Annotated in this window: 16 protein-coding genes and 1 tRNA gene; 12 read left to right on the top strand and 5 right to left on the bottom strand. The window is 71.3% G+C overall.

The window, feature by feature from the left end:
• The first annotated feature begins 69 nt into the window (after positions 1–69).
• From ACQPWW_RS32345 to ACQPWW_RS32320, 6 genes are all read left to right on the top strand, one after another.
• The gene (locus ACQPWW_RS32345; RefSeq protein WP_433127595.1) at positions 70–576 is read left to right on the top strand and encodes an Lrp/AsnC family transcriptional regulator; all 507 of its coding nucleotides are present in this window, start codon (positions 70–72) and stop codon (positions 574–576) included.
• Between the two features lie 105 nt (positions 577–681).
• Complete coding sequence (locus ACQPWW_RS32340) at positions 682–2,091, top strand: PQQ-binding-like beta-propeller repeat protein (protein ID WP_433134714.1); 1,410 nt, start codon at positions 682–684, stop codon at positions 2,089–2,091.
• 114 nt (positions 2,092–2,205) lie between these two features.
• Positions 2,206–3,873 carry a fumarate hydratase gene (locus ACQPWW_RS32335; RefSeq protein ID WP_433127594.1) on the top strand — a complete coding sequence of 556 codons (1,668 nt, stop codon included), beginning with the start codon at positions 2,206–2,208 and terminating at the stop codon, positions 3,871–3,873.
• Between the two features lie 264 nt (positions 3,874–4,137).
• Positions 4,138–7,116 carry a BTAD domain-containing putative transcriptional regulator gene (locus tag ACQPWW_RS32330; RefSeq protein ID WP_433127593.1) on the top strand — a complete coding sequence of 993 codons (2,979 nt, stop codon included), beginning with the start codon at positions 4,138–4,140 and terminating at the stop codon, positions 7,114–7,116.
• A 35-nt stretch (positions 7,117–7,151) separates the two neighbouring features.
• A complete protein-coding gene (locus tag ACQPWW_RS32325; protein WP_433127592.1) occupies positions 7,152–8,561 on the top strand; it encodes a class II fumarate hydratase in 1,410 nt (469 codons plus the stop codon).
• A 444-nt stretch (positions 8,562–9,005) separates the two neighbouring features.
• A complete protein-coding gene (locus tag ACQPWW_RS32320) occupies positions 9,006–9,590 on the top strand; it encodes a GNAT family N-acetyltransferase (protein WP_433127591.1) in 585 nt (194 codons plus the stop codon).
• Here ACQPWW_RS32320 and ACQPWW_RS32315 read toward each other — a convergent pair.
• The gene (locus ACQPWW_RS32315) at positions 9,557–10,102 is read right to left on the bottom strand and encodes a CGNR zinc finger domain-containing protein (RefSeq protein ID WP_433127590.1); all 546 of its coding nucleotides are present in this window, start codon (positions 10,100–10,102) and stop codon (positions 9,557–9,559) included. The genes ACQPWW_RS32320 and ACQPWW_RS32315 overlap by 34 nt on opposite strands.
• An 86-nt stretch (positions 10,103–10,188) precedes the next feature.
• Between ACQPWW_RS32315 and ACQPWW_RS32310 the strand changes: the two genes are divergently transcribed.
• Together ACQPWW_RS32310 and ACQPWW_RS32305 are read left to right on the top strand one after the other, a co-directional pair.
• Positions 10,189–11,154, top strand: coding sequence for an EamA family transporter (locus tag ACQPWW_RS32310; protein ID WP_433127589.1), 966 nt, complete (start codon positions 10,189–10,191; stop codon positions 11,152–11,154).
• Positions 11,155–11,167: 13 nt separating this feature from the next.
• Positions 11,168–11,881, top strand: coding sequence for an HAD family hydrolase (locus ACQPWW_RS32305; RefSeq protein ID WP_433134712.1), 714 nt, complete (start codon positions 11,168–11,170; stop codon positions 11,879–11,881).
• 178 nt (positions 11,882–12,059) lie between these two features.
• Here ACQPWW_RS32305 and ACQPWW_RS32300 read toward each other — a convergent pair whose 3' ends face one another.
• A complete protein-coding gene (locus ACQPWW_RS32300) occupies positions 12,060–12,662 on the bottom strand; it encodes an endonuclease domain-containing protein (protein WP_433127588.1) in 603 nt (200 codons plus the stop codon).
• A gap of 1,180 nt (positions 12,663–13,842) precedes the next feature.
• Complete coding sequence (locus tag ACQPWW_RS32295) at positions 13,843–14,589, bottom strand: IclR family transcriptional regulator (protein WP_433127587.1); 747 nt, start codon at positions 14,587–14,589, stop codon at positions 13,843–13,845.
• Between the two features lie 63 nt (positions 14,590–14,652).
• Here ACQPWW_RS32295 and cysS point away from each other — a divergent pair, with 63 nt between their 5' ends.
• Both cysS and rlmB read left to right on the top strand, forming a co-directional pair.
• Complete coding sequence (cysS, locus tag ACQPWW_RS32290) at positions 14,653–16,068, top strand: cysteine--tRNA ligase (protein ID WP_433127586.1); 1,416 nt, start codon at positions 14,653–14,655, stop codon at positions 16,066–16,068.
• Positions 16,068–17,204: a 23S rRNA (guanosine(2251)-2'-O)-methyltransferase RlmB gene (gene rlmB / locus ACQPWW_RS32285; RefSeq protein ID WP_433127585.1), complete on the top strand. Its 1,137-nt coding sequence runs from the start codon at positions 16,068–16,070 to the stop codon at positions 17,202–17,204. The genes cysS and rlmB overlap by 1 nt, the downstream gene beginning before the upstream one ends.
• 50 nt (positions 17,205–17,254) lie before the next feature.
• Here the strand turns inward: rlmB and ACQPWW_RS32280 are convergent, their stop codons facing one another.
• Positions 17,255–17,836 (bottom strand): hypothetical protein, encoded by a 582-nt coding sequence (locus ACQPWW_RS32280; protein ID WP_433127584.1) that lies wholly within the window; start codon positions 17,834–17,836, stop codon positions 17,255–17,257.
• Positions 17,837–18,004: 168 nt separating this feature from the next.
• Positions 18,005–19,096 (bottom strand): ABC transporter ATP-binding protein, encoded by a 1,092-nt coding sequence (locus ACQPWW_RS32275; RefSeq protein WP_433127583.1) that lies wholly within the window; start codon positions 19,094–19,096, stop codon positions 18,005–18,007.
• A 340-nt stretch (positions 19,097–19,436) separates the two neighbouring features.
• Here ACQPWW_RS32275 and ACQPWW_RS32270 point away from each other — a divergent pair.
• Both ACQPWW_RS32270 and ACQPWW_RS32265 read left to right on the top strand, forming a co-directional pair.
• Positions 19,437–19,513 (top strand) — tRNA-Thr (locus tag ACQPWW_RS32270).
• Positions 19,514–19,919: 406 nt separating this feature from the next.
• Positions 19,920–20,321, top strand: a complete 402-nt coding sequence (locus ACQPWW_RS32265) for a helix-turn-helix domain-containing protein (protein WP_433127582.1) — start codon at positions 19,920–19,922, stop codon at positions 20,319–20,321.
• The last annotated feature ends 19 nt before the right edge of the window (positions 20,322–20,340 follow it).

Here is a 20,340-nt window from a genome sequence, read left to right as displayed (position 1 = left end):
CCCGGCACCGGGTGGGCAACTGTGGGCAGAAAAGCTGGTCAGGTTGCGCATTCGGTATGGTATTGGGTCATGAATGGTGAGCAGAATGTACAGCTCGATGTGCTCGATGTGCGCTTGATCGATCTGCTCGCCGAGGAGCCGCGGATCGGGGTGCTGGAGTGCTCCCGCCGGCTCGGGGTAGCCCGCGGCACCGTGCAGGCCCGGCTGGACAAGCTTGTCGACCGGGGCGTCATCGGTGGCTTCGGCCCGGAGATCGCACCGGCCGCTATCGGGTTCGGGGTGACCAGCTTCGTCACCCTGGAGATCAGCCAGCGGCACGGGCACGACCCGGTCACCGCCCACCTCGCCGCCATCCCCGAGGTGCTGGAGGCGCACACCATCACCGGCTCCAGCGACCTGCTCTGCCGGATCGTGGCTCGCTCCAACACCGATCTGCAGCGGGTCATCGACCAGATCGTCTCCTCCGCCGGCATCACCCGGGCCTCGACGATCATCGCGCTGGCCGAGCAGATCCCGTACCGCACGCTTCCCCTCGTCCGCAGCGCCGTGCGCGGGGAAGGACGAACACCCTCGTAACACCTTCGGGCGTAGAAAGCGCGGCGACACGGCGGCGCGGGCGTACGGAAGATCCGGGATCGTGGCTACGGTGTGCGGGTGGCGAAGGGGAGCGTGCGGGTCGGGCTGCTGCTCGGCCTCGCCGTGGTCGTCGCGCTCGCCGCGACCGGCGTGTGGAACCCCTTCCCCGGCCTGTGGGACTGGGTGGACCGCAGCGAACCCATCTCCGAGCCCGACGTGGTCTGGCAGCAACGGATCGGCGGCACCCCGCGCAGCGTGACAATCGCCGGCGACGCCGTCGTGGTCGAGCAGCGCACCCGGGTGGAAGCCCGCAGCCTGGCCACCGGCGGTCAGCTCTGGGAGCGCAAGGCGGACTGGGCGGCGGTCGCGGGCGGCGACCGGGACCCGGTCGTCGCCGTGGGCAAGCTCCTGGTCAAGGGGTACGAGCTGCTCGATCCGGCCACCGGGGTGACCCGGCGACGCGACGACGACGCGGTGGCCGTCTGGACGTACCGCAACCTGCTCCTGGACGCCCGCTGCACGGACGCCACCGACTGCACCCTGAGCGCCTGGGATCCGCGTGGCACCGCGCCAATCTGGACGGCCTTCCTGCCGGGCGTGCACAGTGGTCTGCTCGCCGACAACCCGGGCCTGCGCGGCACCCGCCGGCTCGCCGCCACCCGGATCGACGACGGGGTGGCCGGGGCGGAAGCAGCGCCACCGCTGCTCGGCTTCCCGGTGGACGGCCGGGTGCACGTCGTCGACACCGCCACCGGTCGCGTGTTGCAGAACGTCGAACCCGGGCGGGACGAGCGGCTGTCCGTGGTGGGCGGCCGGATGCTGCGGATCTCCGCCCGTTCCCAGGACGGCACCTGTTACTTCGCCATCTCGGCCCGGGACCCGGCGACCGGGCAGGAGGCCTGGCAGCGGGCCGGGGTCAACCTGCGGACCGCCGACAGCGCCGGCTGCGTGCAGCGCGAAGACCCACAGGGCGCGCGCAACGTGCTGATCGGTGTCGGCCCGGACGGCCGCGAGGCGGTGGTCGACGGGTACGACGGGCGGCTGCTCTGGGTCGGCGAACCGGGCACCAAGCTGATCGCTGTCGACGACCGCTACGCGGTGTTCCGTGCCGCCGACAAACGTTCGGTGGTGGCCCGGCAGCTCGGCACCGACCGGGTGCTGTGGACGCGGCCCGCCAGCGGCAAGGCCGGCGCCGCGCTGACCCCGTACGCGGCGGTGGTCGCTGACGAGAAACCGTCCCGGTTGGTCGCGGTGGACCCGCGCAACGGCCGGGAACTGGCCGTGCTGCGTACCTCGGCGAACGCCCTCGCGGTCGGGTCACAGGGCATGATCATCGGCGAGGGGCGCGAGATCGGGTACGTCCGCTTCGGCGCCGCCGGGGGCTCACCCGCCCGGCCACCCGGCGACGGCGGGACCCCCGGGCCGGGAGGCGCCGGCCCCGGCGGGCCGAACAACGGCGACTGCGGGCCGAAGGGTGAGCTGTGCTCCGACCCGGACGGCGGCAAGGACGGCTGAGAGCCTGGTCACCCGATGGCTGAGCGGGCCGCGGGCCCGCGGGATGAGAGCGGCGTCCCAGGACCCGCCCGGCGGGTGGGAGTGATCGACCGGTCTGCCCTAGGCTTGCCGCTCATGAGCAGTGCCGCCGCATTCTCGTACGCCCCCCTGCTGCCAACCGGCCCCGACCAGACGGACTATCGCCTGGTCACCGACGAGGGCGTCGACGTCGTACACGGCCCCGGAGGCCGCCGGTTCCTCACCGTGGAGCCGGCCGCGCTCACCGCGCTGACCGCCGAGGCGATGCACGACATCGCGCACTTCCTCCGCCCCGCGCACCTGGCCCAGCTCCGGGCGATCATCGACGACCCGGCCGCCTCGCCGAACGATCGGTTCGTCGCGCTGGACCTGCTGCGCAACGCCAACATCGCCGCCGGCGGGGTGTTGCCGATGTGCCAGGACACCGGCACCGCGATCGTGATGGGCAAGCGCGGCCGGCACGTGCTCACCGACGGCGCGGACGCCGAGGCCATCTCCCGGGGCGTCTACCAGGCCTACACCAAGCTCAACCTGCGGTACTCCCAACTCGCCCCGCTGACCATGTGGGACGAGCGGAACACCGGCAGCAACCTGCCGGCCCAGGTGGACCTGTACGCCGAGGACCCGGACGGGCACCCCGACGCGTACAAGTTCCTGTTCATGGCCAAGGGTGGTGGCTCGGCCAACAAGTCGTACCTCTACCAGGAGACCAAGGCGCTGCTCAATCCGACGCGGATGATGCAGTTCCTGGAGGAGAAGTTGCGGCTGATCGGCACCGCCGCCTGCCCGCCGTACCACCTGGCCATCGTCATCGGCGGCACCTCCGCCGAGTACGCCCTGAAGACCGCGAAGTACGCCAGCGCGAAGTATCTCGACGCGCTGCCCACCTCCGGCTCGATGAGCGCGCACGGCTTCCGCGACCTGGAGTTGGAGGCCGAGGTGCTGGAGCTGACCCGCAACTTCGGCATCGGGGCGCAGTTCGGTGGCCGGTACTTCTGCCACGACGTACGGGTGGTCCGGCTGCCCCGGCACGGCGCGTCCTGCCCGGTGGCGATCGCCGTCTCCTGTTCGGCCGACCGGCAGGCGGTTGCCAAGATCACCCCGTCGGGTGTGTGGCTGGAGCGACTGGAAACCGACCCGGCGCGCTTCCTTCCCGACGTCACCGACGACGCGCTCGACGCCGAGCTGGTGGTCCGGGTCGACCTGAACCGGCCGATGGACGAGATCCGCGCCGAGCTGTCCAAGTACCCGGTGAAGACCCGGCTGTCGCTGTCCGGTCCGCTCGTGGTGGCGCGGGACATCGCGCACGCGAAGATCGCCGAGCGGCTGGACGCCGGTGAGCCGATGCCGCAGTACCTACGCGACCACGCTGTCTACTACGCCGGCCCGGCGAAGACCCCCGAGGGCTACGCCTCCGGCTCCTTCGGCCCGACCACCGCCGGCCGGATGGACGCCTACGTGGAGAAGTTCCAGGCCGCGGGTGGCTCGCAGGTGATGCTCGCCAAGGGCAACCGGTCCGGTCAGGTGACCCGCTCCTGCCAGCGGCACGGCGGCTTCTACCTCGGCTCGATCGGCGGCCCCGCGGCCCGCCTCGCCCAGGACTGCATCAAGCACGTCGAGGTGCTCGAGTACGCCGAGCTGGGCATGGAGGCGGTCTGGAAGATCGAGGTGGAGGACTTCCCCGCCTTCATCGTTGTCGATGACAAGGGCAACGACTTCTTCGCCGAGGTCACCAAGCCGGTGCTCACCGTCGGCCGCCGCTGACCCGACCGAAATGGGAAGGGGCGCCGAGCGAATCCGCTCGACGCCCCTCCTGTCGTCCGTGCTGAACCGACATCGGTGCGCCCGCCCTTGCTGGGGGGTTAGGAACGTGCGCACCGCCCCCGTCGGATGCCGTCACCGACAACCCGCAGTGAGTCTCCGATGGACCGCTGCCGATCCGCTCTCACATCGCTATCGCCTGACTGCGCCGATCTGTTACCGCCGGACTACGCTGCTGAAAGTCGGGCCAGAGAGGCGGGGGAGCAGATGCGGTTCGGGATTCTGGGGCCCCTGCGGGTCGGCGGTGGCGAGGCCACCGTCACCGCTGGTCGCGACAGGGTCGTGCTCGCCATGCTGCTGCTGCGCGCCGGCCGGCTCGTGCCGGTGGAAGAGCTCGTCGACGCGGTGTGGGAGGAACGCCCCCCGGCCACCGCCCGGGCCCAGTTGCAGACCTGTGTGTCGCGGTTACGCCGCCGGTTCGCCGAGCTTGGGCTGGCACCGGAGGCCATCGTCACCGATCCGGTGGGGTACGGCGTCCGCACCCGGCCGGACGACCTGGACGTCGAGGTCTTCGCCCGAGGTGTGGAGGTGGCCCGCGCCGCCGCCGAGGCCGGTCGGCTGGACGACGCGCGGACGGCATACCGCGTCGTCCTGGCGCTCTGGCGAGGGCCGGCGCTCTGCGGTATCCAGAGCCGGAGCATCCGCCGCCGCGCGCAGGCACTCGACGAGCAGCGTCTGACCGCGTTGGAGGAGTGCGTCGACGTCGAGCTGCGTCTCGGCCGAGGCGCCGAGCTGATCGACGAACTCGCCGAGAGCGTCGACCAGCATCCGCTGCGGGAGCGGCTGCGCGGCCAACTGATGCTCGCCCTCTCCGCTGTCGGTCGACAGGCCGACGCGCTCGCGGTCTACCGGGAGGGTCGGCGGTTCTACGCCGACGAGCTGGGCATCGAGCCGGGCGCCGAGCTGCAGAAGCTGCATCAGCGCGTACTCGCCGGCGATCTTGTCCTGGCCGGTCGGGCGTCGTCGCCGATCCACCCGGTCCGCTCGCTGCCCCGGGCGATCGGCGACTTCACCGGCCGGCAGCAGACGCTGGCGCGTCTGGTAAAGGACGTGGAGGCCGGCGCGCGAATCCAACTCATCGACGGAATGGCCGGCAGCGGTAAGACCACCCTCGCGGTGCACGTCGCCACCGCCTTGGCCAACGACTACCCGGACGCCCAGCTCTACATCGACCTGCACGGGCACAGTGAGCGCACCCCGCTGACACCGTCCGCGGCGGTGGCCACGCTGCTGCGGCAGCTCGGTCTGCCCGCCGACCGGGTGCCGACCAACCAGGACGACCGGTTGGCCCTCTGGCGTACCGAGCTGGCCGGCCGGCGGGCCCTGCTGGTGCTTGACAACGCGGCCACCGCCGACCAGGTGACACCCCTGCTACCCAACGGCTCGCGCTGCCTGGTCCTGATCACCAGCCGTCGCCGGTTGGTCGGCGTGGACGAGGGGCGACCGTCGTCACTGTCCGTGTTCGACACGGACGAGGCGATCGAGTTGCTCGGCCACGTGGTCGGCATCGACCGGGTGGCGGCCGAGCCGGAGGCGGCCAAAGAGGTCGTCCGCCGTTGCGGCCACCTGCCACTCGCCATCCGGCTGGCCGGCGCCCGACTGGCACACCGGCCCCGCTGGCGCATCGCCGACCTGGCCGAGCGGCTGACGAGCCGACCCGATCCGTTGGCGGAGTTCGAAGCGGGCGACCGGTCCGTCGGTAGGGCCTTCGCCCTGTCGTACGCCCAGGTGCCACCGGCCGCGCAGCGCGCGTTCCGGCTGCTCGGCCTGCACCCGGGGGTACGGTTCGACAACTCGGTCGCCGCCGTCCTCGCCGAGCTGCCCCTGCCCGACGCGCAGGACCTGCTGGACGAGTTGGTCGACGCGAACCTGGTGGAGGAGGCCGAGCCGGGCCGGTACCGGTTGCACGACCTGGTCCGGGAGTACGCGCGGACCCTGGTGTCCGAGCCTGAGCGGGCAGCCGAACGGCGGGACGGCATCGAACGTCTGCTTGACCACCACCTGCACGTCGCCACGGCGATCGCCCGAGCGATGGAACTCTCCTCGGGGCACTCGCTGATCGTGGTGGCGGAGCCCCTGCGCCCTGACCTGGTCACGCTCGTCGCCGAGCAGGGCCAGGCCTGGCTCGACGAGAACCTGGCGGTGTGGACCGCACTGGTCCGGTTGGCGGAGACCGAGGCTTTCCCCCAGTACTGCTGGCAGATGGCGAGGGCCTGCTGGTACGCCCAGTTCGAGAGCGGTCGCCTGGATGAGTTGATCGAGACACACACCATCGGCCTGCGCGCCGCCGAGGAGTTGGGCGACGACAGGGCGGTGGCGACGATGCTCAACTATCTGGCCTCGGCCCACTACCGGCTGGGCGATTTCCCAGAGTCGATCCGGGTGATGGAGAGGTCGCTCGAAATCTTCCGCCGGCTCGGTCTGCGCCCCGAGTTTCGCAACACGCTCGGCAACCTGGGCACCTCGTACGCCGCCAACTTCCAGTTCCGCCGTGCTCAGGAGTGCTACGACGTCGCCCGGGCGCTCGCGACGCGGATGCGCGACCTGGACGGGCTGGCGAACGAGCTCAACAACCTGTCGATGACCCTGCTGCTGTGGGGCCGACTCGACGAGGCGCTGCGCACCACTCGACGGCACCTGGGGATCGCCCGCGAGGTCGGCGACCCGCGTCGGATCGGCAACGCCCTCGGGCACCTCGGGATGATCCGGCATCGGATGGGTGACGTGGGACCGGCCGCCCGGTTGCTGCGGGTGGCGCTGCGGGTCAAGCGACAGGTCGGCGCCCGGTACGGCGAGGGTGAGGTGCTCAACGAGATCGGGATGATGGAACGGGAGGCTGGCCGCCCGGAACGCGCCGCCGACCTGCACCGTGCGGCGCTCGTCGCGATGACCGAAGTGGGCGACCGGACCGCCCAGTGCGCCTCGCGCAACCTGCTGGCCCGCGCCATCCTCGATCAGGGCGACGTGACGAGCGCGCTCGACCTGCATCGTCGGGTGCTCGTCGACGCCGCCGGGCTGGGTGCCCGACACGAGGAGGCCCGGGCGCTGGAGGGCATCGCCCGCTGCCTCCTGCCGACCGATCAGGTGGCGGCCCGTGCGCACCTGACCAGGGCGTTTCTCCTGTATCGCCAGATCGAGTTGCCGAATCAGCACGAGGTGGCACGCCTGCTCGCCGAGTTGGGCTGACGGATCATCTGCGAGTCGGTCACCGGCGCGGCAGGATGGTACGCGTGACGACTCCAGAGGCGACCGGTTACCGGATCGAACGCGACTCGATGGGCGAGGTGGAGGTGCCCGCCGAGGCGCTGTGGCGGGCACAGACCCAGCGTGCGGTGCAGAATTTCCCGATTTCCGGCCGGGGCATCGAACCGGCCCAGATCAAGGCCCTCGCCCAGATCAAGGGCGCGGCGGCCGAGGTCAACGGAGAGTTGGGCGTGATCGAGGCCAACGTGGCCGCCGCCATCGCCGCCGCCGCGGCGCACGTGGCCGACGGAGGCTACGACGACCAGTTCCCGGTGGATGTGTTCCAGACCGGTTCGGGCACCTCGTCGAACATGAACGCCAACGAGGTGATCGCCACCCTGGCAAGCCGGGAACTGGGCTCACCCGTGCACCCGAACGACCACGTCAACGCCTCCCAGTCCAGCAACGACGTCTTCCCGTCCTCGATCCACCTGGCCGCCACCCAGTTCATCGTGGAGGACCTGCTGCCGTCGCTGGGCCACCTGGCGGCGGCGCTGGAGGCCAAGGCGGCGGAGTTCGAGACGGTGGTCAAGGCCGGACGCACCCACCTGATGGACGCCACCCCGGTCACCCTGGGCCAGGAGTTCGGTGGGTACGCCGCCCAGGTTCGCTACGGCATGGACCGGCTGGAAGGCGCGTTGCCCCGGCTGGCCGAGCTGCCGCTGGGTGGCACCGCCGTCGGCACCGGCATCAACACTCCGCTCGGCTTCGCCGCTGCCGTGATCGGCAAGCTACGCGAGTCGACCGGGCTGCCGCTGTCCGAGGCGCGCAACCACTTCGAGGCGCAGGGCGCCCGGGACGCCCTGGTGGAGACGTCGGGGCAGCTGCGTACCGTGGCGGTCGGCCTCTACAAGATCGCCAACGACATCCGGTGGATGGGTTCCGGCCCGCGTGCCGGCCTCCGTGAGCTGCGCATCCCCGACCTCCAGCCCGGCTCGTCGATCATGCCGGGCAAGGTCAACCCGGTGGTTGCCGAGGCGATGCGGCAGGTCTGCGCACAGGTGATCGGCAACGACGCGACAGTCGGCTTCGCCGGCTCCCAGGGCGACTTCGAGCTGAACGTGATGCTCCCCGTGATGGGCCGCAACCTGCTGGAATCGATCCGGCTGCTCTCCGCGGCGAGCCGGTTGTTCGCCGACCGGCTGGTGGTCGGCCTGGTCGCGGACGCCGAGGTCTGCCTGGCGTACGCCGAAGGCTCACCGTCGATCGTCACCCCACTCAACCGTTACCTCGGGTACGACGAGGCCGCCTCGATCGCCAAGGAGGCGCTGGCCAAGCAGACCTCCATCCGTGAGGTGGTGATCTCCCGAGGCCACGTCGATTCCGGCAAGCTCACCGAGACCCAGCTCGACGAGACGCTGGACCTGCTCCGGATGACCCACCCCTGACCCGGGGCGTCGCTCAGCTCACCCGGGCCGGGCTGTGCGCCGCGGGCTGCGCGCCCCACCCCGACCTGCCCGCGCCAAGATCGCGCTCGATCCAGGATGTAGTGGTTTCGGCACGCCAGGACCCCACTCCGTCCACGATCGAGCGCGATCTTGCGTGAGCAGTCGGGATGGGAGGCGTGGTTGGGAGCGCGACAGTAGGGACTCGAACGGTCTCGTGGCGGTTGTCGACGCGTACTCCTGGCGGCTTTTGGTGGTCGCGCTCCTGCACTGACGCGACGGCCTCGCCCGCGACGGTGGTCGCGGGGTTCTTGCCGGCACCTTCACCGACGTTGCTGCCTCGTCGCGACCTGAGACAGCAACGTCGGTGACGTTGGGCGGATCTTGCGTGTGGACGGCGCGGGTAAACGGCTCGACGGCGGGGTGGGGCGGCGGGATGATCCCGTTATGAGTGACCTGCCGTGGACCGGGCGGTTGCGGTTGCGGCGGCTGACCGTGGCCGACGTGGACGCGCTCGTCGAGCTGGACAGCGATCCCGAGGTGATGCGGTTCCTGACCGGTGGCGTCGCCACCCCGCGCGCCACCGTCCGCGACGAGCAGTTGCCGAGGCTCCTCGACCAGTATGAGCGGTATCCCGGGTTGGGCCGTTGGGCGGCGCTCGACCGGGTGAGCGGCGACTTCCTGGGTTGGTTCGCGCTCGACCCGTCGGCGGACGGCGGTGAGGCCGAGTTGGGCTACCGGCTGCGCCGCTCGACGTGGGGGCGGGGGCTGGCCACCGAGGGGTCGCGGGCGCTGGTCCGGCACGCCTTCGACACCGTTGGGGTGCGTCGGGTCTGGGCCGAGACGATGGCGGTCAACGAACGTTCGCGGCGGGTGATGGCCAAGGCGGGTCTGCGCTACGTGCGGACCTTCCACCTCCAGTGGGACGACCCGATTCCGGGGACGGAGCAGGGCGAGGTGGAGTACGAGTTGCGGGCCGAGGAGTGGGCAGCCGCTGCTCAGGATCGGCCGGCGGCTCGCCGGGCGCGGTAGGCCGTCACCGCGGCGCGGTTGCCGCAGCCGGCCTCGCAGAACCGCCGTGACCGGTTGCGGGACAGGTCGACGACCACGTTGTCGCAGTCCGGGTACTCGCAGATCCGCAGTCGGCTCAGCTCGCCCATCCGGACCAGGTCGGCGGTCGCCATCGCCGCCTCCACCGCCATCCGGGTGGCCAGCGGCGCGTCGCGGGGCACGGCGTGCAGGTGGTACGGCTCGTCGTCGTGCTCGATGAGCTGGGGCAGCGCCCGGTGTTCCAGTAGCAGACCGTTGACGATGGCGACGATCTCGGGCGGCTCGGCGTACCAGATGCGGCGCAGTGGGGGCCGCAACTGCTGGACGGCGCGTAGCTCGGCGTCGGTGTGCTCGTGCCGTCCGCTGTAGGAGTAGCGGACGAAGAACGCGTCCAGCGCGGCAACGTCGGACAGCAACTCGCCGTCCCGACCTGCCGTGTTGACAAGTGCGGCGGCAGCGATCAGGGAACACTCCGTGTCATGAGCAAAAAGCATCTTGACTCCTGTCATGGCTTCCGCCTAGCGTCATCAGCACAAGGATAGTTTGCTCATGACACGGTGCCGACCCAGAGGAGCGCGACATGCACTCACGACCTGCCGCCGGCGCCGCGTTGGCGTTGCTCTCCGCCGTCACCTTCGCCACCTCCGGCACCTTCGCGCGATCACTCATCGAGGCCGGCTGGTCCGCCGAGTCGGCGGTGATCGCCCGGGTCGGCATCGCCGCCCTGGTGCTGGCGATCCCCGCCCTGCTGTCGCTGCGGGGCAGGTGGGCCGTGTTGCGGAGCAACGCCACTGCCATCGGGCTCTTCGGGCTCCTCGGGGTGGCGCTGGCCCAGGTCTGCTTCTTCAACGCCGTGCGCTACCTGCCGGTCGGTGTCGCGCTGCTGCTCGAATACCTGGGCATCATCCTCGTCGTGGGGTGGATGTGGCTGCGGCACGGGCAGCGACCCCGCCGGCTCACCGTGGCCGGGTCGGTAGCCGCCCTGGCCGGGCTGGCCTTCGTGCTCGACCTCGCCGGCACCGCCGACTTCCACCCGGTGGGTGTGCTCTGGGGTCTGGGTGCGGCATTCGGCCTGGCCGGGTACTTCGTGCTCGCCGGGCGGGTCGACCCCCGGCTGCCCTCAGTCGCCCTGGCCAGCGGCGGAATGGCCGTCGGCGCCATCGTGCTGCTCCTCATCGGACTGACCGGTCTGCTGCCGCTGCATGCCACTTTCGGCGAGGTCACCTTCGCCGGGCAGCCCACCAGTTGGCTGTTGCCCATCGCCGGGCTCTCGCTGGTGGCCGCCGTCATCGCGTACCTGGCCGGTATCGCGGGCACCCGGATCCTCGGCCCCCGGCTGTCGTCGTTCGTCGGGCTGACCGAGGTGCTCTTCGCTGTGCTGATCGCCTGGCTGTTCCTGGACGAGTTGCCCACGGGTTGGCAGCTCCTCGGAGGCGCGTTGATCGTCGCCGGGGTCGCGCTGGTCCGGCTCGACGAGCTGCGCGGAACTCCGTCGGCGTCCGCGCCCGTCTCGCCCGAGCCCGCGCTCGCGCTCGACGGTCGATGAGATCGTGGGCAGTGTGCTGACCACAGTGGTGTTCGATGCCGACGAAACCCTGCTCGACCTGCGCCCCGCGGTGACCGGCGGGCTGGTGGTAGTCCTCGACGAGATGCGCCGACGCACCCCGGCAGCGGCCGAGGTGACCCTCGCCGAGCTGGAGTCGGACTGGGAGGCGGTCTTCGGGGAGCTGGCGGCTGCCCCGGTGATGGAGATCCGCCGCGCCGCGCTGGCCCGGTCGCTGGCCCGCGCCGGTCTGGACGACCACGTGGGCGAGATCGCCGACCTCTTCTTCGCCCGCCGATTCGCCCTCACCAGACCCTTCCCGGACGTGACAGCGGCGCTGGCCACGCTGCGCTCCGCGTACACCCTGGGTTTCGCCACCAACGGCAACAGCCGCGCCGAGCGCTGCGGGCTCACCGGCGAGTTCGCCTTCGAGGTGTACGCCCACGAGAACGGCCTGCCCAAGAAACCGGCCCCGGACTTCTACGCGGCGGTGGTTGCCGCAGCCGGGGTGCCAGCCGGGCAGATCGTGTACGTCGGGGACTCGTGGGAGCACGACGTGGTGGCACCTCGGCGGGCGGGCTTGCGATCGGTGTGGTTGAACCGGCGCGGGCTTCCTCGTCCGCACGGTCACACGCCCGACGCCGAAGTGTCCAGCCTGGCCGACCTGCCAGCCGCGCTCGCCAACCTGCCGGCGGTGCGCCCGGATGTGCGAGCCGGTTCGGGGACGTGATCGACCGCCGGACGCTGCGAGCCGGTTGAGGCTTGGTCGTGCTCGCCCGTCGTGCTTCGCCGGTCGCGCGGGCCGGTCTGCGGGCTTGATCCACTCGGTTTTCTTAAGGGCGGGGTGTCGAGGTCCGGTGGAAGGCGCGGTTTCTTGGAACCTGAGTTGGTCATGGCCAGCTGGAGGGTCACCGTCGCCACCCGCGGGAGACCAGCGCGGCGCGGACCTCCCGCAGCACCGCCGGGAACTCGCCGTGCAGGCGTCGACTTGTCACGTGCAGGACCAACCAACCCGCGCCGACCAGCAGGTTCAGCCGACGACGGTCACGATGCAGTTGATCTGCGTCAGAGTGCCACTGCCCGTCGTACTCGACCGCTACCCGAAACTCGGGCCACGCCAGGTCAGGACGCAGGACAAGGCCTTCGGGCAGGCGTACCGGATGTTGAACGACTGGGCGGGGCAGCCCACCGAGCACCAGTCGCACGCGTAGGTGCGACTCCGGTGGGGACTGGGCTGCGCCGTCAGCCAGGTCGAAGAGCCACCGCGCTCGTCGCCCACCGGGCCGGTCCGCGTTCCGGATCGCCAGATCGGCGAGCGTGTCGCGGTCGGTCAGCCCCTGCCCGATCAGGGAGTCGACAACGCCGACGGCACGGACCGGGTCGAGCCAGACGGCGGTCTCCCAGGCGGCCCGCGCCGGGTCGGACCGGGGAATCGAGCCGCCCTGCTCTGCGATGGGCCCGGGTGCGACGAGCGCACTCCATCGCCCGCCGCCCGGCCTGGCCGTCGCCACCCTGCCCGCGCTGGCCGCTACGGCGTCTGACCTGGGCAGTTGCCGCACCGGGGGTGGTGGCACTCCGACAGCGGACGGGTGGCCTGTTCCCGTGGGTCGTACCGCGTCCGGTGACCTGCCTGGGGATGGGCGTCCCGGGTCCGCCGCTCGGCCTGGGCCGGCGGGCCGTCCGGTGTCTGTTGCTCGGCCGGGGTTTGGTGGGCGTCGCGTGTCTGGTGCGCGGCGTGGGGCGGTGGGCCGTCCTGCTTCCGCTGCTCGGTCCTCTCCCGATGCGTGGCATGAGGCTGGCGCGTCCCCGGCCCGCTCGGGCGTCTCGACTGTCGACAGCGGGATGATGTCGTTGACGTGCACGCGGAGGCCGCGCTGTGGGCCGATCCGCAGCGGTCGGGGCACGAGGACATGAACGTCGTCGGTGAAGGCGGCGGCGTGTTCGACGCCGTGCAGGTAGGCGGCCGACGGACCCGCGACCACCACCCCTGGCGGTAGCCGGAGGAGAGCCGCGCGGCAGGCCAAGGCGTGGTCCCGGTCGAGCCTCGAGTCGGCGTAGATGTCGTGGCGCAGCCGCACCCAGGCGGCGCTGCGTAGCTGATGCTCGGTGAGCAGACCATCCCGGACAGCGTCGGAGCCGCGAAAGATCTGCCAGGTCAGGGCTTCGGGGCGATGCGGACGTGGTGGCATGCGAGCAGCCTGCCGGCCGCCGATCGACCGCCGAAACCCCTGTGGACAACCTGACCCACGCACACCGTCCGCCCTGTGGACAACCACGAGTCGGCCTGCCGATCCATGGTATGGAGCGCTCGGGTGCGGCCGCCTGACCAGGTCCGGGCCGTTCGTGGCCGGTGGTCCGGGCCGTTCGTGGCCGGTGGTCCGGGCCGTTCGTGGCCGGTGGTCCGGGCCGTTCGCGGTGGTAGGTGGTGGTCCGGGCCGTTCGTGGTGGTGGTCAGGGCCGTCGTGGGTGGTGGTCCGGGCCGTTCGTGGGGGCGGCCCGGGCCGTCGCGGGGCGGTGATCCGGGCCGTCGTGGGTGGTGATCGACTCGCCTTCTTGGAAGTCGGGCCTTGGGAGGCGCCGGGATACCGCGACATCCGTAAACCCGAGTTGATCAAGCGGCCCAAGTCGCGCTGGGCCGCGCCAAGCCGTGTCGGGCTGCCCCGGAACGGGGCGCCGTGGGCGGTTCGCGGGCTAGCTGAGGGCGGTGGTGATGGCTGTGGCGGCGGCTCGCACCTGGGGGCCGATCGAGTCGACGTCCAGCGGGGCAAGCGCGACAACGCCGACGCTGGCCTCCAGGCCGGGCACGCCGAGCACTGGCGCGGCCACCCCGTACGCCCCGGCCTGCAACTCCCCGCTGCTGCTCACCGGCGAGGCCTCCCCGGCTCGACCGGCGAGGATGGCTCGGCCCGCCGCCCCTCGGTCCAGTGGGTGTCGTGCCCCGGCCCGGTACGCGACGTGGAACGACGTCCAGGTTGGCTCCACCACGGCCAGGGCGACGCCCTCGCCACCCTCGACGACGGTCAGATGTGCTGTCGCGCCGGCCTGCTCGGCGAGGCGGCGTAGCGCGGGCAGGGCACCTTCGGCGAGCAACGGCTGGGCGCGTCGGGCCAGGTGCAGCAGTCCGGCGCCGAGGCGTAGCCGGCCGTCGCCGTCGCGGCGCAGCATGCCGTGCCCGGTCAGTGGACCCACCAGCCGGTAGACGGCGGCCCGGCCGATGCCGAGTCGGTTGGCGGCCTCGGTGACGGTCAGGCCGCCCGAGGCGTCGGCAACGAGGTGTAGCAGCCGTAACCCACGGTCGAGGGTCTGCGATGTCTCCCCGGCACGTCCCGCGACGGCATCGACAGGCCCGACCGCGCCGGCCTGTGCGACCGCGCCAGCCTGTCCCGGCGCAGCGTCGGGGTGGGCTGGAGTCTCTCCGGAGCGTGCTGTCGCATCCACGCCTGGCAGCGTACGACCCGGCACCGGCAGATCCGGACAGGCACGGACAGCTACCCTTGTACGGTGACGCTACGCCTGTATGACACTGCCACCCGATCGGTGCGGGACTTCGTCCCGCGGGAAGCCGGCAAGGTGGGGGTCTACCTGTGTGGTCTCACCCTCCAGGCCCCGCCGCACATCGGTCACCTTCGCTCCGGCGTCAACTATGACGTGCTGCGCCGTTGGCTGCTGGCCGCCGGCTACGAGGTCACCTTCATCCGCAACCTGACCGACATCGACGACAAGCTCCTGGTCAAGGCGGGCGAGCAGGGCCGGCCGTTCTGGTCGATCGCGTACGCGAACGAGTTGCTCCTCGCCGAGGCGTACCGGGCGTTGAACGTGCTGCCGCCGACCTACGAGCCGCGCGCCACCGGGCACATCCCGGAGATGCACGAGCTGATCACCAAGTTGGTCGCCGACGGGCACGCGTACGCGGCCACCGACGGCTCCGGTGACGTCTACTTCGACGTGGCGTCGTGGCCGGCGTACGGGTCGCTGTCGGGTCAGTCTCCGGACGCGATGCAGTCGGCCGGGGACGCCCCGGACCGGGGCAAGCGGGACCCCCGCGACTTCGCGCTGTGGAAGGGTGCCAAACCGAACGAGCCGGCGGACGCCTACTGGCCGTCGCCGTGGGGGCTGGGCCGTCCGGGTTGGCACATCGAGTGCTCGGCGATGTGCTGGCGGTATCTCGGCCCGGAGTTCGACATCCACGGCGGCGGGCTGGACCTGACGTTCCCGCACCACGAGAACGAGATCGCCCAGTCCAAGGCCGCCGGTCTGCCGTTCGCCCGCTACTGGGTGCACCACGGGCTGCTCAGCATCGGTGGGGCCAAGATGGGCAAGTCCGCCGGCAACGCGCTCGACCTGGCGTACGTGGACTCGCTGGGGGTGCGGCCGGTCGAGCTGCGGTACTACTATGCGGCCGCGCACTACCGCTCGGTGATCGACTACTCGGAGGACTCGCTCCGCGACGCGGCGACCGCGTACCGCCGGATCGAGGGTTTCGTGCAGCGGGCGGCCGAGCGGGTTGGCGCCGAGCAGCCCGGTGAGCTGCCCGCCGGCTTCGTCGCGGCGATGGACGACGATCTCAACACGTCCGCCGCCCTGGCCGTGTTGCAACAGCACATTCGGGACGGCAACACCGCGCTGAGCGGCGGCGACGATGTGACCGTCCGCACCACCCTGGCCGCGGTGCGGGCGATGCTGGATATCCTCGGGGTCGACCCCCTCAGCCCGGCCTGGACCGGCGGTGGCCGCACGGACGATCTACGTGCCGTGGTGGACTCCCTGATCGCGTTGGCCCTGGAACAGCGCGCGCAGGCCCGGGGCCGCAAGGACTGGGCTGCCGCCGACACGGTACGTGACCAGCTCAAGCTGGCCGGTGTGGTGGTCGAGGACACCCCCCAGGGCCCCCGTTGGACTATTGGAGAGCAGGACTGATGGCCGGCAACTCGCAGCGCCGTGGCCGGCGACTGACGTCGAAGGCAGGCGCCCCCAAGGGCACCGGCGGCAAGAACAAGGACTCGCTGGCCGGGCGGGGGCGCACCCTGCCCGCCGACGAGCGGCCGTGGCACAAGGGCTACTCGGGCACCGAGAAGCTGCCCCAGCGCACCGCCTGGAAGCAGGACAAGGAGCGCCGCGCGGCGGCCGAGGAGGGGCGCGCCCCCAAGATCGGTCAGCCGGGCAGCAAGGACACCACCTGGGGCAGGGGTGGCGGTCGGGGCGTACCGGTGGGTCGGGGTGCTTCCGGCGGAGGCGGGCGCGGCGGCAAGCCCACCGGGCGGTCCGGTCCCCGGGTCGCGCCGGGGCGCAAGTCCAACCCGAGCAAGGACACGCCGGAGCTGCTCGTCGGGCGCAACCCGGTGCTGGAGGCGCTGCGCGCCCAGGTGCCGGCGACGGCGCTCTACACCGCCCAGGGCATCGACATGGACGACCGGATCAACGAGATCATCCGGACTGCCGCCGACCGGGGCATCGCCAACCTGGAGATCAGCCGGGCCGAGCTGGACCGGATGACCGGTGGTGTGCTGCACCAGGGTGTCGGGTTGCAGGTGCCGCCATTCGCGTACCAGCCGTTCGAGGACATGGTCGCCGCCGCCGTGGAGCAGCAGGCTCCGCTCCTGGTCGCGTTGGACGGGGTCACCGACCCGCGCAACCTGGGCGCGGTGATCCGGTCGGCTGCCGCGTTCGGCGCGCAGGGTGTCTTCGTACCCGAGCGGCGGGCTGCGGGGATCACCGCGACCGCCTGGCGGACCAGCGCCGGCGCGGCCGCGCGGGTGCCCGTGGCGCAGGTGACCAACCTGACCCGGTCGCTGAAGGCGTGCCGGGACGCCGGCTTCATGGTGGTCGGCCTGGACGCCGACGGCGACACCGACCTGTACGACCTGGAGGCCGCCGTCGGCCCGCTGGTGGTCGTTGTCGGTTCCGAGGGGCGCGGGCTGTCCCGGCTGGTCGGGGAGACCTGCGACCTGACCGTCAGCATCCCGATGATCTCCGAGGTGGAGTCGCTCAACGCCAGTGTGGCAGCCGCGGTCGCCCTGGCCGAGGTCGCCCGCCGCCGGTCGGTCGAGCTGTAACGACGTGGTACGAGGCCCCCTCCCGCCGGGTGCGGGAGGGGGCCTCGTCGTCAGATCTGGTGGGTCCAGGCCACGAAGAGCAGCGCACCGGCCAGCGCCATCAGCACTGTGGTCGGGATCAACCAGAGCGGGCCCCGCTCCCCGTCGAGACGTCGGGTCAGCCGCTGGTGCACGGCGGCGATACCGATCAGCGCGGCCAGCCCGGCGGCGGCCAGCGGTAGGCCGACGAGGAAGTGCGCCAGCCACGCGCCGGCCCGGCTCGGACCGCCCCAGGAATTGTCATACGGGCCGCGGTCCACCAAGCCGTACAGCACGCCGCGCAGCACCATCAGCAGTTCGACGCCGAGCGGCAGCAGGGCCACGACGCCGAGGAGCAGGCTGAACAGCGCGTGGCCGAGCACCGCGACGGGGCCGGGTCGCCGGCCGGGCGCGGGCGTCTGGGGTGCTCCGAGCAGTCCGGTACGCAGCGCTCGCCACCGCGCGACTGCGGCGCCGGCCCCACCCCACGGGGTGGTCACGAGCGTGAGCAGGGCGACCGGCACCAGCGTCGCGCAGTAGGCGAGGCTGCGGCCGGCCAGGCGGGCCACCCGGTGCGGCCGGGAACGGTTGATCGGGTGAGCGGTGGCGGACACGGCGTCTCCTCGGGTTGGGCGTGCCGCGACGCTATGGGCGCGGCCTGCCCTGCCGAGTCACCCCGGAGAGCCACATCCGCGCTGGCTCCGCAGGGTGAAAAGCCCCCACCGGTACGACGACAGGGGCGGCCCGCCGAAGCGGACCGCCCCTGTTGGTCTGGCGTTACGTCAGATCCGGCTGCCGGTGGCGGCGTGGAAGACGTGGCTGCGACCGGTACGCGGCTTGACGAACACGGTGTCACCCATGTTCGGCATGCTGCGCCGGTCGGTGCGGACCACGAAGCGCTCCGAGCTGCCACCCAGGGCGGCGTGGCCGTAGACGTTGGCGTCCGAGCCGAGGTCCTCGACGAGCTCGACCACGACCGGCATGCCGCCCTCGGTCGGGCTGACCAGGTCGCAGTCCTCCGGGCGGAAGCCCACCGTCACCTTGCCGTTGCCGCCCTCGGCGCGGGCCGCCGCGACCTGCTCCCGGGTCAGCGGGATGTTCAGCTCGGCGAACTCGGCGCCCTGCTCGTTGAGCGAGACGGTCTTGATGTTCATGGCCGGGGAGCCCATGAAGCCGGCGACGAACACGTTCGACGGGGTGTCGTAGAGCGCGCGGGGGGTGTCCACCTGCTGGAGGACACCGTCGAGCAGCACCGCGACCCGGTGACCCATGGTCATGGCCTCGACCTGGTCGTGCGTGACGTAGACAGTGGTGACGCCCAGCTTGGCCTGCAGGGACGCGATCTGGGTACGGGTCTGCACGCGCAGCTTGGCGTCGAGGTTCGACAGCGGCTCGTCCATGAGGAAGACCTGCGGCTCGCGGACGATCGCCCGGCCCATCGCGACACGCTGACGCTGACCACCGGAGAGCGCCTTCGGCTTGCGGCTGAGGTATTCCTCCAGCTGGAGCAGCCCGGCCGCTTCCTTGACCCGCCGGTCGATCTCCGACTTGGAGGTCTTGCGCAGCTTGAGGGCGAACGCCATGTTCTCGTACACCGTCATGTGCGGGTAGAGGGCGTAGTTCTGGAAGACCATCGCGATGTCCCGGGCCTTCGGGGGAAGGTGGGTGACGTCACGCTGGTCGATGTAGATCGAGCCGGCGTCCACGTCCTCCAGGCCGGCGAGCATCCGCAGGCTGGTGGACTTGCCGCAACCGGAGGGGCCGACCAGGACGAGGAACTCGCCGTCGCCGATCTCGAGGTCCAACTCGTTGACGGCGGGACGCTCTTGGCCCGGGTAGACCCGGGACGCCTTGGAATAGGTGACCGTAGCCATGGTGAAGCGCTTCCTTTCACCGGCAGGAACGTGCCGGACGATCCGAGTGAAGGAGCGACAGGCACGTATCCGTGCCGGTCAGCGGACGGCGGCTCGGGCGCGGGGGCACCGGGCTGTCGTCCGTGTCAGTGAACCGTAAACGGGATTCCCCTTGCTGCCAAGGCGGGACAGCGCCGAACCTGGCCCACGGCCTACGCATTCCGGGCACTCGGGCACGCTCAGACATCAATCGACGCCCCCGCGAACCCGTACGCGTCGGGTTGTTGACGTTTCCAATGCTCGGGAGGCCTCGCGAGCGGGATATCCGGACGTCACTCGCTATGCTGACCTCGACGCACGCGCCCCTGTAGCTCAGCTGGCCAGAGCACTCGCCTTGTAAGCGAGATGTCGCCGGTTCGATCCCGGCCGGGGGCTCCAATTCCATCAGACCTTTCCGACCGGCGCCGCCGCAGACCGACTATGGCGGCGGGGCGGCAGTGAGACACGTCAGCGTTGAACGGGCCAACGACGGCATCGCTTCTTTGGCCAGCGCTGCGTCAAGCGCCTGAAGCCTGCGCGTCTGACGTCCGGCGAGACGGGCGGCAACCGGTGGCGTGAGCTGTACCTCTGGCACAACTGCTGGAAGCACGAAGAAGATCTGACCATCCGCTACCGGGGCGTCCAGAGTCTGACGATCGCGCCCGCTGACCGAGGGCTGGACATCGGCGCTCGATCGCCTGTCTCGCGCGATTCCCCGGGTTGGGCGGCGCGCTACCCGACCGGACGACGCAGTGCCGGGCAGTAGCCTGGGGCCTGGCAGCGAGCGGAGCGGGGACGGGGGCCGATGAGTCGCGCGGTGGAGGAGTCGAACCGGGCGATGCTGCGTGCTCGGGACGCGATGGACCGGGCGTACGCCGAGCCGCTGGACATCCCCGCACTGGCCCGGATCGCGTACGTCTCCGAGGCGCACTTCATCCGTACCTTCCGGGCCACGTTCGGTGAGACCCCACACCGCTATCTGCAACGCCGCCGGGTGGAGCGGGCGATGACGTTGCTTGTGGAGACCGACCGGGACGTCACGGACATCTGCTACGCCGTCGGCTTCAGCAGCCTCGGCACGTTCAGCCGCACGTTCCGCCAGATCGTCGGCGAGTCCCCCTCGGATTTCCGGCGGCACCGCGTCGCGGCGGCCAACGTGCCGTCGTGCTTCACCAAGGCCTGGACCCGACCCAGCAGTTTTGGATAAGCAGCAGGTCACGGCGGAC

The sequence above is a fragment of the Micromonospora sp. CA-240977 genome, assembly GCF_050942285.1.
Classification (GTDB): domain Bacteria; phylum Actinomycetota; class Actinomycetes; order Mycobacteriales; family Micromonosporaceae; genus Micromonospora.
Note: the sequence above shows the minus strand (reverse complement) of the source record. Positions and strands in the feature narration are given on the sequence as shown.

Bases quoted from the DNA above. Each gene is read 5' to 3' on its own strand.
- ACQPWW_RS32325 (WP_433127592.1), top strand. From the start codon at position 7,152: ATGGTACGCGTGACGACTCCAGAGGCGACCGGTTACCGGATCGAACGC.
- ACQPWW_RS32345 (WP_433127595.1), top strand. From the start codon at position 70: ATGAATGGTGAGCAGAATGTACAGCTCGATGTGCTCGATGTGCGCTTG.
- ACQPWW_RS32330 (WP_433127593.1), top strand. From the start codon at position 4,138: ATGCGGTTCGGGATTCTGGGGCCCCTGCGGGTCGGCGGTGGCGAGGCC.
- ACQPWW_RS32275 (WP_433127583.1), bottom strand. From the start codon at position 19,096: ATGGCTACGGTCACCTATTCCAAGGCGTCCCGGGTCTACCCGGGCCAA.
- rlmB (WP_433127585.1), top strand. From the start codon at position 16,068: ATGGCCGGCAACTCGCAGCGCCGTGGCCGGCGACTGACGTCGAAGGCA.
- ACQPWW_RS32315 (WP_433127590.1), bottom strand. From the start codon at position 10,102: ATGCTTTTTGCTCATGACACGGAGTGTTCCCTGATCGCTGCCGCCGCA.
- ACQPWW_RS32320 (WP_433127591.1), top strand. From the start codon at position 9,006: ATGAGTGACCTGCCGTGGACCGGGCGGTTGCGGTTGCGGCGGCTGACC.
- ACQPWW_RS32310 (WP_433127589.1), top strand. From the start codon at position 10,189: ATGCACTCACGACCTGCCGCCGGCGCCGCGTTGGCGTTGCTCTCCGCC.
- ACQPWW_RS32335 (WP_433127594.1), top strand. From the start codon at position 2,206: ATGAGCAGTGCCGCCGCATTCTCGTACGCCCCCCTGCTGCCAACCGGC.
- ACQPWW_RS32265 (WP_433127582.1), top strand. From the start codon at position 19,920: ATGAGTCGCGCGGTGGAGGAGTCGAACCGGGCGATGCTGCGTGCTCGG.